The organism is Nitrospira calida (genome assembly GCF_976986435.1).
On record NZ_OZ335950.1, the window covers coordinates 3,521,130 to 3,535,482 of the forward strand.

Sequence of the window (14,353 nt, forward strand, 5' to 3'; positions counted from 1 at the left end):
TCACCCATGTCGCCAAAGGCTTCGCATGGGGCATCCAGCTGCAGGATTACTGAAAGTCGGCAAGATCCTGGTCGCGCTCGATGGATCGGATAGGGCGAATAAGGCCCTTCGTGTGTCCGTCGACCTTGCGAAGCGGTCCGGCGCCGACCTGCACTCGATCTCGATCGAAGAGGATTTGCCGCACTACGCGGTTGGGCTTCTCACGAATCCGCGGCGGCCCCTCTTGAAGTTTGACCCAGCAGGCACCGTGCCACATCCTGGTTGTGAAATGAGCGAGAGCCCGAGGAGTCATTGGTCGTGAGACTTCCGGACGTCGTCCTTCAAATCCTGCAGGTCATCACGGTGCTCCTGTGCTCGCCGCTGATCAGCGGCGTGATCACACGCCTGGAGGAGATGGTCGAATCAAAACGGGGGCCGAGCATCCTGCAACCCTATTACGACCTGCAGAAACTCTTCCGGAAGGTCTGGCTTCTCCCGAGCGCGGCGTCCACCGTGTTTTTGGTCGCACCGTTCGCGGCCTTCACGGCGATGATCACCATCACGCTGCTGATCCCGGTCCTTACAGACTTCCCGCTTCCACTCGGCTTCATGGGCGACATGCTGGGCGGCGCGTTTCTTTTCGCTTTGGCCGGCTTCATGGTGAACTTGGCCGGTATGGATACCGGCAGCCCTTACGGAGGCCACGGCAGTAGCCGCACCACCTTCGTCGCGATTCTCGCCGAGCCGACCCTGATCCTGGTGCTGATCGGCGTCGCGCTCATCGCCCAATCCATGCTGCCTTATGTGGTCAACCACACCTTGCGGGACAGTCTCACCGCGTATTTCAGTCCGGCCCACCTGCTGATCCTGGCGGCCTTCTTTCTGCTGTTTCTGGCCGACACGGACCGCTTACCGTTGCACAGCAACACGCATGTGGAGATCAGCATGATCGAGGAGGCGCGGATTCTCGAATATTCGGGCTGGGGGTTGGCCCTGTTGAAGTGGGCTTCCCATATGAAGCAGTTCTTGTTGTTGGTTATTTTCTGCAACGTCTTGCTGTTCCCGTGGGGGCTCTCCCGGGACGGGTCCGTCCTTTCGGTGCTCGGGGCTCTGGTCGGTCTCCTTCTGAAAATGGGGGTCATCGTGGTCGTCGTGACGGTGGTTGAGACCTCCATCGCGCGACTTCGGTACTTTCGCTACCAGGAGTATCTCGGCAGCTCGTTCATCTTGGCGCTCCTGGCCATCATCGCGCACCAACTGGAAGGAGGTCCGTGATGGCGACCGTGCTCCTGAATCTGATGATCGTGGCCATCCTGTTGTCCGCGCTGGTGATCCTGGGAACCCGGTGGCTCCGGGTCTACATTCATGCATACGCCTTCCAGTCGCTGACCCTCTCGCTTCTGACGGGGCTGCTGGCCGTCCAGACGGGGCATGGGGTCTTGTACGCGGTCGCGGTGCTGACCTATCTGGTGCGCGGCCTGATCGTGCCGCTCATTCTGCTTCGAGTCACAAAAAATCCTGTGATGGAACAGGAGATGAATCTTTTCCTCAAGGTGCCCAGTTCCCTCTTGATCGGGATCAGCCTGGTGATCTGCGCCTATCTCGTGTCGCTCCGTCTGTTGGGTCGCCAGGGCAATCCCTTCGTGATCGGGGCCGTCGCGGTGGCCCTGGCGTTGGTCCTGATCGGCTTCTTCGTGCTGTCGTGTCGGTCTCAAGCCGTGACCCATGTGCTCGCGCTTCTGATCGTGGAGAACGGCATCTTTCTCGGCTCCGTGGTGCTGGCGCCGGGCATGCCGCTCATCGTGGAACTGGTGGTCCTCTTCGACATCCTGGTGACCGTCATTGCCATGAGCGTCATGGTCCAGATCATGGCCATCCGTTTGGGAACCACCAGTGCGGCCGAACTTCAACGGTTGACCGGATAGGAGGCGCCGATGGTCTTGACGGCTCTCTTCGTGATCCCGCTCGTGGTGGCGATCGCCGCCGTGATCGGACGCTACCGCCGGACTCTCGAGTGGGTAGTCGCGGCCGGAGGAGTCGGCGTGCTGGTTTGCGCCGTCCTGCTGCTGATTCAAGTGGTGACCGCGGGTCCCGTTCGCCTGCTGGACGGGTTTTTGGAAGTGGACTCCCTGTGCGTCTTTACGATTCTCACCGTGGCCCTGGTTTCCTGCACGGCCTCGATCTATTCCGTGGGGTACATGCGGTATGTGCTGGGGAACTCGCCGGAGAGCCAGGCCCGGCTCCACCGCTACCATGCGCTTCAGGCGCTCTTCATCCTGACCATGCTGGTTTCACCGGCCTTGAGCAACCTGGGGGTGTATCTCATCGGCATCGAGCTAACGACCATCATGTCCACGTTTTTGGTCAGTTTCGAGCGGGCACACGAATCGCTCGAGGCGGGATGGAAGTACATCGTGATCGTCTCGGCCGGCATCTCATTGGCCCTCCTTGGCACGATCCTGTTGTACTTCGCCGGGACCCCGGTGCTCGGATCGGTCTATTCGCTGGATTGGCGGACCGTACACGCTGTGGCTCCCCAACTGGATGCCCGCATGGTCAAGGTGATCTTCATCCTGATCCTAATCGGCTACGGAACGAAGGTTGGTCTGGCTCCGATGCACACATGGCTTCCGGACGCCCATAGCGAGGCGCCGTCGCCGGTCAGCGCGCTGCTCTCGGGGGCATTGCTTAATACGGCGATGTTCGGAGTCCTGCGCTTCTACACGATCACCGCGGCCAGCGTCGGGGAGGCTTATCCGCAGGCCTTATTGATCATCGTGGGCCTGCTTTCGATGGCCATCGCGTCGTTCGCAATTATTCAACAACGCGATGAGAAACGTTTGTTCGCTTATTCGAGCGTCGAGCATATGGGCATCATTGCCGTCGGCTTCGGCTTCGGCGGCACGCTCGGCGTCTTCGGCGGGCTGCTGCACATGCTCAATCATTCGCTGGCCAAGTCCCTCCTGTTTTATGGCGCCGGCAATGTCCTTCGAAAATACCAGACCAAGGAGATCGGCCGGATCACCGGGATCATCCGCGTGATGCCGGTCACAGGAATCGTCTGGATGCTGGGCGGATTGGCGATTCTCGGAGCCCCGCCGTTTAGTCTCTTTCTCAGCGAGTTTGCGATTCTCGCCGCCGGGGTCGGTCGCCGTCTCTGGCTGCCGAGCCTGATCTTCTTGGGCCTGATCCTGATCGTCTTCGTCGCTTTTTTCTCCTACCTGAACACCATGGTGTTCGGCAGACCCCCCGAGCGACTGTCTCGGGGTGAACTGAACGGCTGGACCGTCGCGCCGCTGGTCCTGAGCTTCATCCCGGTCCTCTGGCTGGGCCTCTACATCCCCCATCCGGTGCAGCACGTCCTGGACCAGGTGAGCGAGCTCTTGCTGGGAGAGGTCTCGCCATGATCGGCCTCACGGAGCGACTCCAGGCTCGGATCGCCGTCGAGTGGAAGAACGGGCCGGTCGAGATTGCCGCCGGCATGGAACCCGAGGTGTCCTGCCGGGTGTTTCCCGACCAGTTGCCCGAGTTCTGTGCGTTTGTGTCACGCACCTTGAAGGGCAGCTTGGCTACGGTCGTCGGAACCCAGGAGGGCGATCGATTCACGGTCCTCTATGTCTTTTCGATCCCAGACGAGCACGCGTTCATCGGCGTTCGGACCAGCCTCGACTCGGCCGACCGTTCGTTCAGATCCGTGACTCCGGTGTTGCACGCCGCCCATTGGGCCGAACGTGAACTGCATGACCTGTTCGGAGTGGTCCCATTGGGCCATCCCGGCTTGGCCCGATTAGTGCTGCATCCCGACTGGCCCGTCGGCGTCCATCCGTTCCGCCGGGAGTTCGATCGTTTCACTCCGGTTCCCCGGCTCGACGCCCGGCAGCCGGACCTTGGTCCCCGACGGGACGGCGAGTTCGAATTGCCGTTCGGTCCCATTCGCGCAGGAGTGGTCGAATCGGCGCATTTCAGGTTCCTGACCGTCGGAGAAGAAATCCGGCGGTTGGAGATGCAGCTCTTTTACAAACACCGGGGTATCGAGCGGTTGTTCGAGGGACAGCCGATCGTTCTTTGTCCGGTCATTGCGGAACGGATTTCCGGCATCTCGTCGTTCGCGCACTCGTTGGCGTTTTGCCAGGCGGTGGAACGGGCCGCCAGCATCGAGGTGCCGGTTCGCGCGCGACTCCTCAGAACCATCTATGCCGAGTTGGAGCGGCTCTACAACCACATGGGAAACTTGGCGAACCTGTCGGAGGCGACGTCCCTCCGTGTCGCCCAGGCCCAGTGCAGTCTAGTTCAAGAGCGGATCAAGCAATTGAATGCGCGCTTGGTCGGCCATCGGTTCCTCCGCGGCATCAATACCGTCGGCGGGCTCAGACGGGACCTAAGCGCCGACGCGCTTGAGGACCTGCTTCAGAGCATCGACCACCTGGGGAGGGAATGCGTGGTCTTGATCGACCTGCTGCTGTCTACGAAGAGTCATCTGGATCGCCTGGTCGGCACCGGCGTGTTGCCGGAGAAGGCGGCTCGAGACTACGGCGCCGTGGGGCCGGTCGCGCGGGGATCAGGCTTGAAGCGCGATCTCAGATACGATCACCCGTACGCGGCCTACGCCGGACTGACGTTCACCGTTCCCGTGTACCACTATGGCGACGCGCTGGCCCGGATGCGGGTGCGGATGGATGAGATCTCGGAATCCCTCCAGTTGATCAGGGAAGCCGCGGCTTGCCTCGAACCCGGGCCGATTCGTACGGAACTGCCGACGCTGTCCGCGGGGCAGGAAGCGATCGGGTACGCCGAATCACCGCGCGGCGCCATCGTGACGTACGTGACGATCGGCGAAGACGGCACGCTGCGACGCTGCAAGATCCGATCGCCCTCCTTCAGCAACTGGTACCTGTTTCAAACGACCGTCGAGAACACGATGATGATGGATTGGCCGATCAACGAGCGCAGTTTCGAACTGACCCATGCGGGCTGCGATCTCTAGCCGATCATCGAGAGGAGCGCCATGGCTCTTTGGACGTTGAAAGGCATCATGACCGGCATCGTCTCGGGACGCTATCCGGACGAGCCGGAGGCCATGCCCGACGGGTATCGCGGGAGACCCACGCTGCATCAAGAGCGCTGTGCCGGTGACACCTGTCGGCGCTGCGTCGAGGTATGTCTTCCGAAAGCGCTGACCTGGACGACAGGATCCGAGGCAACCGAGCTGAGGCTGGATTACAGTCGCTGCGTGTTTTGCGGCCTGTGCGAAGAAGCCTGCCCCGAGCAAGCCGTGACCTTGACCAGGAACGTCGAGCTGGCGGCGCGGCGCAAGGCGGATCTGACCGTCGGCTTGCGGATCCTCGGTAACGGACACGCATCATCGGACGCCTCCGCCGCAGACCTCGAAGCCGAAATCGAAAGCACGCTGCGCGACGAGATCACGCGCGTGTTCGGCCGGTCTCTTCACATCCGCCACGTGGATGCCGGGTCCTGCAACGGATGCGAATCGGAGCTTCAGGCATTGAACAATCCCTATTACAACCTGCATCGCCTGGGGATTTTCTTTACGCCGTCGCCCCGGTTCGCCGATCTCCTGTTGGTGACCGGACCGGTGACTCGTCCGATGGAAGAGCCCTTGCGGAACGCCTACGAGGCCATGGCGGAGCCCAAGTTGGTGGTCGCGGTCGGCGCCTGTGCCTGCAGCGGAGGGATATTTCCTCCGACGGCGTTCACGCTCGGCGGGGTAGACCGAATTGTGCCCGTGGATGTGTATATTCCCGGGTGCCCGCCACCGCCCGTGGCGCTCATGCACGGGCTGCTGGTCGCGGTCGGACGCCTCGAACCGAAGATCAGAGCCGGCGCGGTGAACACATGACTCCGATCACGCTGCACCTCCTAGTGGTGGGGGCACCGTTCTTCCTCATAGGGGCGGTGTTGGCTGCCGTGTTGAGACCGGCTCGGCTTGCGAGCGGAGCCGGGTTCGCAGCCAGTGCAGCGTCATCGTTTATCGGGTTGCTCCTGGCGGGATGGTTTCTGGCCACCGACCAAACCTCGGTGCTGGCTTTGGGCACCTTCATACCGGTCGGCCGGGTCCGCTTTTCCGTGGATGCCCTGGCCGCGTTCTTCTTGATTCTCACCTTCCTGGTGGTCCTGGCCGTGTCGGTCTATTCGCTGGGCTACATGCGCCAGTATGAGAGCCGGTACAACGTCCGCTACTTCGCGGTGCTCCTGAACCTCCTCTCCCTGTCGATCACGCTGACCGTCGCGGCGGACAACGCCGTCCTGTTCCTGATCGCCTGGGAGGCCATGGCGATCCTCGCCTATTTCATGACCGTGTATCGGTTCGATTATCCCGCCACGCCGCGGGCCGCGTTCCTGATGACCGTGATCATGGAGATCGGAGCGGGGATGCTGATTTTCGCGTTCTTACTGCTCTACAGCTATGCGGGCGAATTCGGTTTCGACGCGATTCGCCGGGCCGGTCCGACGATTCCGGAGCACACACGAGGACTGATTTTCGTCCTGGCGCTCCTCGGATTCGGCGCCAAGATCGGCATCGTGCCGCTCCACATCTGGTTGCCGGAAGCCCACCCGGCGGCTCCCAGCAATGTCTCGGCGCTGCTCTCCGGCGTCGTGGTCAGCGCCGGGCTGTACGGGTTGGTCCGTGTTTTACTCGTCCTCCTGGGAGGCGGTCCGGTCTGGTGGGGCATCGTCTGTTTGACGATCGGAACCGTCACCGCCGTCCTCGGCGTGATGTACTCGATGCAGACGCACGACCTTAAGTGTCTGTTGTCCTACAGCACGGTCGAAAACATGGGGATCGTGCTGCTGCTCTTCGGAGCGGGGCTGATCTTCGGAGCCTCCGGGCTTCCGGCGCTGGCGTCGCTGGCGGTGCTCGTGGGACTCTACCACACGCTGAATCATGCCGCGTTCAAAGGGCTCTTGTTCCTGGGGGCAGGCGCGATCGAGTACGCCATCCACAGCATCAACATGGACCACATGGGGGGACTGGCCAAGCGGATGCCGTGGACCGGCCTCTGGTGCTTCATCGGCACGCTCGCGATCGGGGCGATCCCTCCGCTCAATGGCTTTGTGACCGAGTGGCTCACGCTCGAGGTGATGTTCCAAGGGTTTCGCCTCACCGAAGCGTTGAACAAGATTCTCCTGTCGCTCGCGGGCGCGGCGTTGGCGCTCACGATCGCGATGTCGCTCACGATCTTCATCAAACTGTACGGTCTCTCGTTCCTCGGCATGGCCCGAAGCGACGCGGCCGCACGGGCGCACGAAGTTCCGGTGTCCATGCGCTGGGGGATGGGCATCCTTGCGATCAGTTGCGTCGGGCTGGGGGTCCTGCCCTTTCTCGTGATCCCGTTTCTGGACACCATCACGACCCCGCTGTGGGGAACATCGGTAACCAGTCATGTGGTGGCCGGGCTGATCCTGATTCCGTACGACAACCGTTTCTCAGCCGCTTCTCCCACCTATCTCGCGTTCATGCTGCCGATCCTGCTGCTGCTGCCGGCGGGGATCTCAGCGGCTTGGGGGAGATTTCGTGTGAAGCGGGTGGAGCGGATCTGGATCGGCGGACTCCCGGCGCTCCGACCGACCATGCAATATTCCCCCTTGGGCTTCTCCAACGCGATCCGGATCATTTTCGGCTGGATCTACCGGCCCCAGCCGAACGGGGCATCGGCCGCTTTTCCCTATTCTTCCTACTTCGTGCGGTCTACGGGATACCGGTCGCACATCTTTCCGTTCGTCGAACGGTTCCTCTACCTGCCCTTGATCAAGGGAGCCAAATCGATTTCGCGGTACGCCGTTCGCTTTCAATCGGGCAGTTTGAACCGGTATATGGCCTACATGTTCATTCTGTTGCTGGTCGCGCTTCTGTTCGGGAGCTGAAGGAATTCCGGCAAGGAGGGATGAGAGACCATGTTTCAGAAAATCCTGGTGGCGTACGACGGCTCCGATACGGCGAAACGGGCGCTTAATACGGCTCTCTCCGTTGCGCGATTGTACAGCGGGGAGCTGGATTTGATCACCGCGCGCGAGCCGCTCCCGCACTATGTCTCCCGGAAGCAAGGCGAATCGACACCCGCCGGCGGGCAAGCCGATGACTACTTTCGGCAGCTTCATCGGGAAGTCATGACCGTCGCGGATGAGGCCCAGGTGCTCCTTCATCCGCATCTGCTCCACGGCCACGAGGTCGAATCCGTGATCGCCTTCGCCAAGGAACACCGGACCGACCTCCTCGTCATCGGCCAGGTGGGGCATACGAGTATCCTTCGGCGGGTCTGGGGCGGAGCTGCGCAAAACCTGACCCGACTGGCCCCCTGCAGTGTGTTGGTCGTCAAGTAATCAAAACGGGGGTCTCCCCGACTAACCCTGTCACATTCGACGCGAGGCGCGCCTGTGACGGCGAAACCCTTGGGTCGTGAAGAGATCGTGGAATTGCTGGTCAACTCCATCCGCCAAGGGCAGTCGGTTCTGCTGATTGGCGCGGAGGGGACGGGCAAGACGGCGATCCTTCATACGGTCATGGACGACGCCGGGCGATTTGGAAACGTACGTACTCCGATCTACTGCGAAGAAGCGGCCACGCTGAAACACCTCCTGCGGGCGATCGCGCAGGCCCTGTTTGTCTGGCGCGAGCGCCGACCCGTCGCGCGAAGGACGGATCCGCCTGATACCTCCTCTTGCGGCGCAGTCAGGAACGGGTCCTTCACGACGTGCTCGATCGGCCAGCTCAGACGGATGGTGTGGCCTCGGCTGCGGTCGGGACGGTATGCGCTCCTGCTGGACCATATCGGTCAGGTACGCGGAGCGTACGCCGCCTTTCTTGAAGAACTCGCGGAGGATCTCGGCGTGCCGATCGTGGCGGCCGTCCGTTCCTTATCCCCCCGCGAGATCGGCAAGCTGTGGTGGGTCGGATGGGGCTTTGCGAAGATCGAACTGTCCAACTTGGCTCCGAGTGAAGCACGTCGGTTGATCGAGCACCTTCTGGACCGCGAGGGCGCCACGGTGCCGGATCGGGAGGACTTCGTGCGGAAGGTGCTCCGATTGACCGACGGCAACCCGCGCCTGATCACCCGCCTCTGCGAGATGGCTCGGCAGCCTCGATACCAGATCGGCGGACGGACGGACGTCCGTCTCTTGTCGCTTGACCTCAAAATCCAGCAACTCCGGCACAGGATCGACGCGGCAGCTCGGACGCCGCTCCGCGGCCCGGTCTCGCTCGAGGCCGATTGGGGTCCCTGATGCCGGTGTCATGCCGTGTCTCTCTTTGGATCGTGCCGGAAACGCCGATCGATTGCCGATCCGGCGAATCACAAGCGTGGCGGACTTGACTTTACCTGTACGGGGTTGTATTGTTTGCGTACAAACGGCTGGTGATGGAGTTCACCGGAACCGTCCTGCCCTCATCAGAACGGGCGCGGGACTGATAACTCCTACCGGAGACAATCTGGTAGGAGTTTTTTATTGGGCCCGCTGCACTGTTGGCAGCCCCTCCTACCCCACTGGTTCACTTCAAGCAAGGGCGAGAAGCATGGGCGTCATTCGCGTTCTGTCATAAGGATTCAGCCATGCGCTCTGCGGCGGAGCGCACGCGACCGACGGGATGCTTTCTCACCCGGGAGGAATGCCATGGACATCAGGACAGCCATACTCGCCGGCGCCTTGGTCACGATCCTGATTCTCTTTGGAATCGGGATGTTCGGCATTAGTTTCGGGGAAGAACCGCGCACACCCGGCATCGACATGCAGGAGGCCGTGCGTATCGTCCTCGCGCAGTTTCCGAACGCCCGCATCACGGAGATCGAACTGGACACGGAAGACGGCAGATTCGTCTATGAAGTCGAATTGGTGACGGCGGACGGGCAGAAAAAGGAACTGCACGTCAACGCGACGACCGGCCGGATCGAGAAGATCGAGCATGACTGACGGTGGACACCGATCGGGAAGGAGTGAACGATGGAAGTGACCTGGCAGGTCGCCGCGATCTGGATCGGCATGGCCTTGGTGGCCACGCTGTTGTCGGTCCGGCTTGGGATGTCCGTCGCATTGGTCGAGATTTGCGTGGGGATCGCCGGCGGAAATTTGTTGGAGCTGCATTCGACGGTCTGGATCGACTTTTTGGCCGCCGTTGGCAGCGTGCTGTTGACGTTCCTGGCCGGTGCGGAAATCGACTTGGTGGTCCTTCGCGTTCGATGGAAAGAGACGATCTCCATCGGCCTTGCGTCGTTTCTGGCCCCGTTCTTGGGCGCGATGGCCTATGCCCATTGGGTGGCCGGCTGGTCGCTCGCCGCCTCCGAGATCGCCGGCATTGCGCTCTCCACGACCTCGGTGGCCGTGGTCTACGCCGTCATGCTCGAGCGCGGATACAATGCCACGGCTCTGGGCAAGGTGATTCTCGCTGCGTGCTTCGTCACGGACCTGGGCACGGTGTTGGCACTCGGATTGATCTTCGCCCGCTATGACTGGTGGCTGTTGGCGTTCGTCCTCGTCATGGGCGTCGCGCTGTGGACGTTACCTCCGGCCACCGCGTGGTTCTTCGCTATGGTGGGCCCGCGAATCAGTGAACCGGAAACCAAATACATCCTCGTGATCCTGTTCGCCTTGGGCGCACTGGCCACGACGGCGCAGAGTGAAGCCGTGCTGCCGGCCTATCTCGTCGGCATGGTGCTGGCACCGCAATTCCTCGCCAACCGGACGCTGGCCCAACGGATGCGTGTGATCGCCTTCTCGTTGCTCACACCGTTTTATTTTCTGAAAGCGGGGTCCTTGGTCGGCCTCCGCGCGGTGCTGGCAAGCGCCGGACTGATCGGCATCTTTCTCGTCGTGAAGATGGCGGCGAAGTTCGTGGGCGTGTGGCCGCTGGCCCATGCGTTTCGCTTTGGCCGCCGCGAAGCCACCTACACCACGCTCCTCATGTCCACGGGGCTGACGTTCGGAACCATCTCGGCCCTATACGGCCTCAGCCACGAACTGATCACCCAAGATCAGTATGCGGTCCTCGTGACCGCGGTCATTCTCAGCGCGATCGTGCCGACGTTGATCGCCGAGCGCTGGTTTGATCCGGGCGGAGCGCCGCAAGAGGAGGCGCTCGATCGGCGTGCGACCGAGCGGGTACCGGCGGTCGAGCCCGACAAGGCCCACCGCCCGGTCCACCAGAGCTAAGGAGGAATTCCCCATGTTTCGGAAGATTCTTGTGGCGAATGACGGATCGGAGGGCGCCAAGAAAGCGCTCCACGCCGCCATCGACGTGGCCAAGCGCTATGAGGCCGAACTGCACGAGATCTCCGTCGAAGAACATCTGCCCCACTACGCCGCGACGGTGGGGGAAGTGGTCGAGGCGAAACAGGAAGCGGCGGACTATTTCCGGAAGGTCACCCATGAGGCCGAGATGGCCGCCAAGGCGCAGGGGCTTCGACTGACGTCCCACGTGGTTCCCGGACACGAGGTCGAAACGATCGTCAAGTTCGCCAAGGATCACGGCTTTGACCTGCTGGTGATCGGGTTCATGGGTCACTCGCGCGTGTTCGAACGCATTTGGGGCGGGACCTCTCAGAACCTGACGCGACTTTCGCCCTGCTCCGTGCTAGTGGTGAAGTGACGCGCGGCCTCGCGGACTGGCCGTGAGGGATGCCGCCCTGCTCGGCACGTGGCCCAGCAAGAGGACGAACGCGAAGGAAGGAATCACTCTCATGTTGCACAAGATCCTCGTCGCCTATGACGGATCCAAGGGATCGACCAAGGCGCTCACGGTTGGGAGCTATTTGGCTCAGCAATGCGCGGCCGAACTGCACAGCATCACGATCGAAGAGCAACTTCCGCAGCACCGGGCTCCGGTGGTCGGTGGAGAGCTCCGAACCGACCCCAAAGCGACCGAGTATTCCCGTATCGAGGCCATCCGATCGGGATCGATCGCGCACTCCTTCGGCGTGCCGTTGACTCAGCATGTGTTGAAAGGGCATCCGGCGCAATCCATTGTGGAATTCGCGGAGAAATATCGGTTTGACCTGCTCGTCGTCGGTCTTACCGGCCATTCGCGGATCTTCGGCCAGAACACCTGGGGCAGCACATCCCAGAGCCTCACCGCCCTCGCACCCTGCTCCGTGTTGGTGGTGAAGTGAATTGCCCCGCGCAAAGCGCGAAGCTTTCTGGGCAGGTTCGGTGATCGACCATGGAACGCGCTCTTGATCGGATCAAGCGAGAGATCACAATCTGTCGCCTTGTTTTGCAGGACGACCGGGTTCCACGGTTCGCGAAATGGCTCCTTGCACTCGCAATCGGCTATGCCGTTTCGCCGATTGATTTGATCCCCGATGTCCTTCCGCTGCTCGGGCACCTGGATGATGTCATCATTGTGCCCGCTTTGTTCGGATTAGCTGTCGCATTCATTCCCGAAGACGTCATGCAGGGCTGCAGAAACCGGATCGCGGATGACGCCGACCAGCCCACTGGCGAAGTTTTGCTCCGGCGTTCACGTGCTGGAGCGGGCAGCGGGAAACCGGATGGAAGAAAGCCCGGCTCATCCTAAAGGGGTTGGCCGTACCGATTGTCTCAGTGAAAGGAGATTCTATGAATAGGGCCCCCTTTCAATTGGTTAACGGGCGAGGCACGAAGGCCCGACTGTCTGCGGTGAGCGATCACCACCAATGAAAGGGGGCAGCGTATGGTGTACGTCGGATTGGATGTCAGTGGCAAGAGCCTGGTGGTCTATGCGGTCAATGAACGGAAACAGCGCGTGTTCGCGGGGGAGCAGCCGGCCTCCCGGGCGGGACTGCGCGCGTTGCTGCGACAGGTGGGCCTCGGGGCCAAACTGGTCGCCTTCAAGGCGGGCAATCAGATGAAGTGGATCGCGGAGACCTTGCAGACGCTGCCGGAGGTCCAGGTGCATGTGGGGCATCCGAACGAGGTGAAGTGGATCACCGAGAGTCGGGGCAAGACGGATCGGGTGGATGCGAAGAAGCTGGCGGAGCTGGCCCGAGCGGGGATGTTGCCGCGAGCCGTGCATGTGGTAGAGGGGCCTGTCCGGGAGCTGCGCGAGTTGGTGAGTGCGCGGCAGCAACTGCAGAGCAAGCGCATCGCGCTGATCAACACGATCCGGGGCGATGTGTACCAAGAAGGGTATCGGCTCCCAGAGAAGTTCTTTGCTGGCACGACCTGGCAGGCGAAGCTGGCGCGGCTGCCGGTGAGTGCGCCGCTGAAGCTGATCATGCAGACGTTCATGGCGAGCATCGAGGCGTTGAGTGCGGCGGAGCGGCAGCTCACGGCTCGGCTCGAGGCGATCGAGGATCCGCGCTGTCCCCTGCTGGAGAGCATCCCGGCCATTGGGCCACTGTCGGCCCGGGTGTTGGTGAGCGCATTGGACGAGGCCCAGCGGTTTGAGGATAGCAAGGCCGTGGCGAACTATGGGGCGCTGGCCCCGACCATCTATCAGAGTGGGGCAGTCCGGCCATGAGGACGGATCAATCGGGATGGCCGGGGCGAGGTGCGACGCGTGCTCCTGCAGTGCGCGCATACGGTGGCGCGGATGAAGAGCCACGGGGCCAAGCCCTTGCAACGATTCTTCGCCCGCATCGCCCGCCGACGAGGGAAGAAGATCGCGGTCGTGGCCTTAGCGCGGAAGCTGCTGACCACGGCCTACGGCGTGCTGAAGTCCGGCGAGCGCGATGATCCGCGCAGGCTCGAGCCCGCGACCGCGTAGCATGCGAGAGACCGTCGGATCAGGTTGGCGCACCCTGATGGACAAGCAAGGACAGTGAGCCCGCATGTGCCTTGAGGCACGCACCTCGTTCTGGAGATTGGGCGGCTGTCTTTGAACCGGAAGGTTGGGCGACCCGAGCCCGCATGGGAGGTTAACGGTCCATCATATTATTAGTCAGGGCCTTGTGTTCCCTGTTGACAGAGGCCCTATTCATGGGAGGTTTACATGAGCGGGAAAAGGTCGTGGAAATTGGTCTTGGCGGCGGTGTTCGGCTGCTTCTCCGTCTGGTTGAGTGGACCGACAGGGGAGCCCGGAGAGTTCGCGCACGCGGCCGACACGTTGAATGTCGAAGGCCTCCCCAAAGATCTCAAGGCCTACCGCGCCCAAATCGATCAGATGCTGAAGAAAGTCGATGCGCTCATCGAAAAGCTCAAAACCCAGCCGAACGCTACCGCCATCGTCTTGGATTTGCAGCAAACCCGGGACGACATTTTGCGGGAACTTCCCAAGATCGAGACCGCCCCGGGCGACGCTAAATGGACCGCGCAGGAGATGCGCAACAGCGTGGATGCCAAGCTGAAACTGCTGAAAGAACAATATGAGAAGGCCGTCGCGCTGGCCGGTTAGGATCCGGCTCATGCGCGTTCCGCTCCTTTCAGCCGGTCGGTCTCGTTCGTCTCT

The 14,353-nt window shown here is 61.8% G+C and carries 17 protein-coding genes and 1 riboswitch; all 17 genes read left to right on the plus strand.

The genetic code is table 11. From position 1 onward, the window contains the following. The first annotated feature begins 25 nt into the window (after positions 1-25). The 17 genes from ACWHTU_RS17150 to ACWHTU_RS17230 all read left to right on the plus strand — a co-directional run bounded on the left by ACWHTU_RS17150 (position 26) and on the right by ACWHTU_RS17230 (position 14,299). The gene (locus ACWHTU_RS17150; RefSeq protein WP_447860626.1) at positions 26-301 is read left to right on the plus strand and encodes a universal stress protein; all 276 of its coding nucleotides are present in this window, start codon (positions 26-28) and stop codon (positions 299-301) included. Continuing rightward, positions 298-1,254, plus strand: a complete 957-nt coding sequence (locus tag ACWHTU_RS17155; protein ID WP_447860627.1) for a respiratory chain complex I subunit 1 family protein — start codon at positions 298-300, stop codon at positions 1,252-1,254. The genes ACWHTU_RS17150 and ACWHTU_RS17155 overlap by 4 nt, the downstream gene beginning before the upstream one ends. After that, on the plus strand, positions 1,254-1,904 hold the full coding sequence (locus tag ACWHTU_RS17160; protein ID WP_447860628.1) for a hypothetical protein: 651 nt from the start codon (positions 1,254-1,256) through the stop codon (positions 1,902-1,904). Before ACWHTU_RS17155 ends, ACWHTU_RS17160 begins: the two co-directional genes overlap by 1 nt. 9 nt (positions 1,905-1,913) lie before the next feature. Next, the gene (locus ACWHTU_RS17165; RefSeq protein WP_447860629.1) at positions 1,914-3,386 is read left to right on the plus strand and encodes a hydrogenase 4 subunit F; all 1,473 of its coding nucleotides are present in this window, start codon (positions 1,914-1,916) and stop codon (positions 3,384-3,386) included. Then, positions 3,383-4,963: a hydrogenase large subunit gene (locus tag ACWHTU_RS17170; protein WP_447860630.1), complete on the plus strand. Its 1,581-nt coding sequence runs from the start codon at positions 3,383-3,385 to the stop codon at positions 4,961-4,963. Before ACWHTU_RS17165 ends, ACWHTU_RS17170 begins: the two co-directional genes overlap by 4 nt. Positions 4,964-4,984: 21 nt before the next feature. Then, a complete protein-coding gene (gene nuoB, locus ACWHTU_RS17175) occupies positions 4,985-5,836 on the plus strand; it encodes an NADH-quinone oxidoreductase subunit NuoB (protein ID WP_447860631.1) in 852 nt (283 codons plus the stop codon). Further along, the gene (locus ACWHTU_RS17180) at positions 5,833-7,863 is read left to right on the plus strand and encodes a proton-conducting transporter transmembrane domain-containing protein (protein WP_447860632.1); all 2,031 of its coding nucleotides are present in this window, start codon (positions 5,833-5,835) and stop codon (positions 7,861-7,863) included. The genes nuoB and ACWHTU_RS17180 overlap by 4 nt, the downstream gene beginning before the upstream one ends. A gap of 30 nt (positions 7,864-7,893) precedes the next feature. After that, a complete protein-coding gene (locus ACWHTU_RS17185; RefSeq protein ID WP_447860633.1) occupies positions 7,894-8,319 on the plus strand; it encodes a universal stress protein in 426 nt (141 codons plus the stop codon). A gap of 54 nt (positions 8,320-8,373) precedes the next feature. Further along, positions 8,374-9,219, plus strand: a complete 846-nt coding sequence (locus ACWHTU_RS17190; protein WP_447860634.1) for an ATP-binding protein — start codon at positions 8,374-8,376, stop codon at positions 9,217-9,219. A 121-nt stretch (positions 9,220-9,340) separates the two neighbouring features. Beyond that, a riboswitch (Fluoride riboswitch) is annotated at positions 9,341-9,420 on the plus strand. Between the two features lie 186 nt (positions 9,421-9,606). Further along, positions 9,607-9,903: a PepSY domain-containing protein gene (locus tag ACWHTU_RS17195; RefSeq protein WP_447860635.1), complete on the plus strand. Its 297-nt coding sequence runs from the start codon at positions 9,607-9,609 to the stop codon at positions 9,901-9,903. Positions 9,904-9,933: 30 nt separating this feature from the next. Next, positions 9,934-11,139 (plus strand): cation:proton antiporter, encoded by a 1,206-nt coding sequence (locus ACWHTU_RS17200; RefSeq protein ID WP_447860637.1) that lies wholly within the window; start codon positions 9,934-9,936, stop codon positions 11,137-11,139. Between the two features lie 13 nt (positions 11,140-11,152). Continuing rightward, positions 11,153-11,575, plus strand: coding sequence for a universal stress protein (locus ACWHTU_RS17205; protein WP_447860638.1), 423 nt, complete (start codon positions 11,153-11,155; stop codon positions 11,573-11,575). A 91-nt stretch (positions 11,576-11,666) separates the two neighbouring features. Further along, complete coding sequence (locus ACWHTU_RS17210; protein ID WP_447860639.1) at positions 11,667-12,095, plus strand: universal stress protein; 429 nt, start codon at positions 11,667-11,669, stop codon at positions 12,093-12,095. A gap of 50 nt (positions 12,096-12,145) precedes the next feature. Further along, entirely contained in the window at positions 12,146-12,502 is a 357-nt protein-coding gene (locus tag ACWHTU_RS17215) for a YkvA family protein (RefSeq protein WP_447860640.1), read from the plus strand. A gap of 135 nt (positions 12,503-12,637) precedes the next feature. Continuing rightward, positions 12,638-13,426 (plus strand): IS110 family transposase, encoded by a 789-nt coding sequence (locus ACWHTU_RS17220; RefSeq protein ID WP_447860556.1) that lies wholly within the window; start codon positions 12,638-12,640, stop codon positions 13,424-13,426. Positions 13,427-13,465: 39 nt separating this feature from the next. Further along, on the plus strand, positions 13,466-13,672 hold the full coding sequence (locus ACWHTU_RS17225; RefSeq protein WP_447860278.1) for a hypothetical protein: 207 nt from the start codon (positions 13,466-13,468) through the stop codon (positions 13,670-13,672). Between the two features lie 225 nt (positions 13,673-13,897). Next, positions 13,898-14,299 (plus strand): hypothetical protein, encoded by a 402-nt coding sequence (locus tag ACWHTU_RS17230; protein WP_447860641.1) that lies wholly within the window; start codon positions 13,898-13,900, stop codon positions 14,297-14,299. The last annotated feature ends 54 nt before the right edge of the window (positions 14,300-14,353 follow it).

Coding starts and splice junctions, on each gene's coding strand:
- ACWHTU_RS17150 (WP_447860626.1), top strand. CDS start 26: ATGGGGCATCCAGCTGCAGGATTACTGAAAGTCGGCAAGATCCTGGTC.
- ACWHTU_RS17160 (WP_447860628.1), top strand. CDS start 1,254: ATGGCGACCGTGCTCCTGAATCTGATGATCGTGGCCATCCTGTTGTCC.
- ACWHTU_RS17165 (WP_447860629.1), top strand. CDS start 1,914: ATGGTCTTGACGGCTCTCTTCGTGATCCCGCTCGTGGTGGCGATCGCC.
- ACWHTU_RS17170 (WP_447860630.1), top strand. CDS start 3,383: ATGATCGGCCTCACGGAGCGACTCCAGGCTCGGATCGCCGTCGAGTGG.
- nuoB (WP_447860631.1), top strand. CDS start 4,985: ATGGCTCTTTGGACGTTGAAAGGCATCATGACCGGCATCGTCTCGGGA.
- ACWHTU_RS17180 (WP_447860632.1), top strand. CDS start 5,833: ATGACTCCGATCACGCTGCACCTCCTAGTGGTGGGGGCACCGTTCTTC.
- ACWHTU_RS17185 (WP_447860633.1), top strand. CDS start 7,894: ATGTTTCAGAAAATCCTGGTGGCGTACGACGGCTCCGATACGGCGAAA.
- ACWHTU_RS17195 (WP_447860635.1), top strand. CDS start 9,607: ATGGACATCAGGACAGCCATACTCGCCGGCGCCTTGGTCACGATCCTG.
- ACWHTU_RS17200 (WP_447860637.1), top strand. CDS start 9,934: ATGGAAGTGACCTGGCAGGTCGCCGCGATCTGGATCGGCATGGCCTTG.
- ACWHTU_RS17205 (WP_447860638.1), top strand. CDS start 11,153: ATGTTTCGGAAGATTCTTGTGGCGAATGACGGATCGGAGGGCGCCAAG.
- ACWHTU_RS17210 (WP_447860639.1), top strand. CDS start 11,667: ATGTTGCACAAGATCCTCGTCGCCTATGACGGATCCAAGGGATCGACC.
- ACWHTU_RS17215 (WP_447860640.1), top strand. CDS start 12,146: ATGGAACGCGCTCTTGATCGGATCAAGCGAGAGATCACAATCTGTCGC.
- ACWHTU_RS17220 (WP_447860556.1), top strand. CDS start 12,638: ATGGTGTACGTCGGATTGGATGTCAGTGGCAAGAGCCTGGTGGTCTAT.
- ACWHTU_RS17230 (WP_447860641.1), top strand. CDS start 13,898: ATGAGCGGGAAAAGGTCGTGGAAATTGGTCTTGGCGGCGGTGTTCGGC.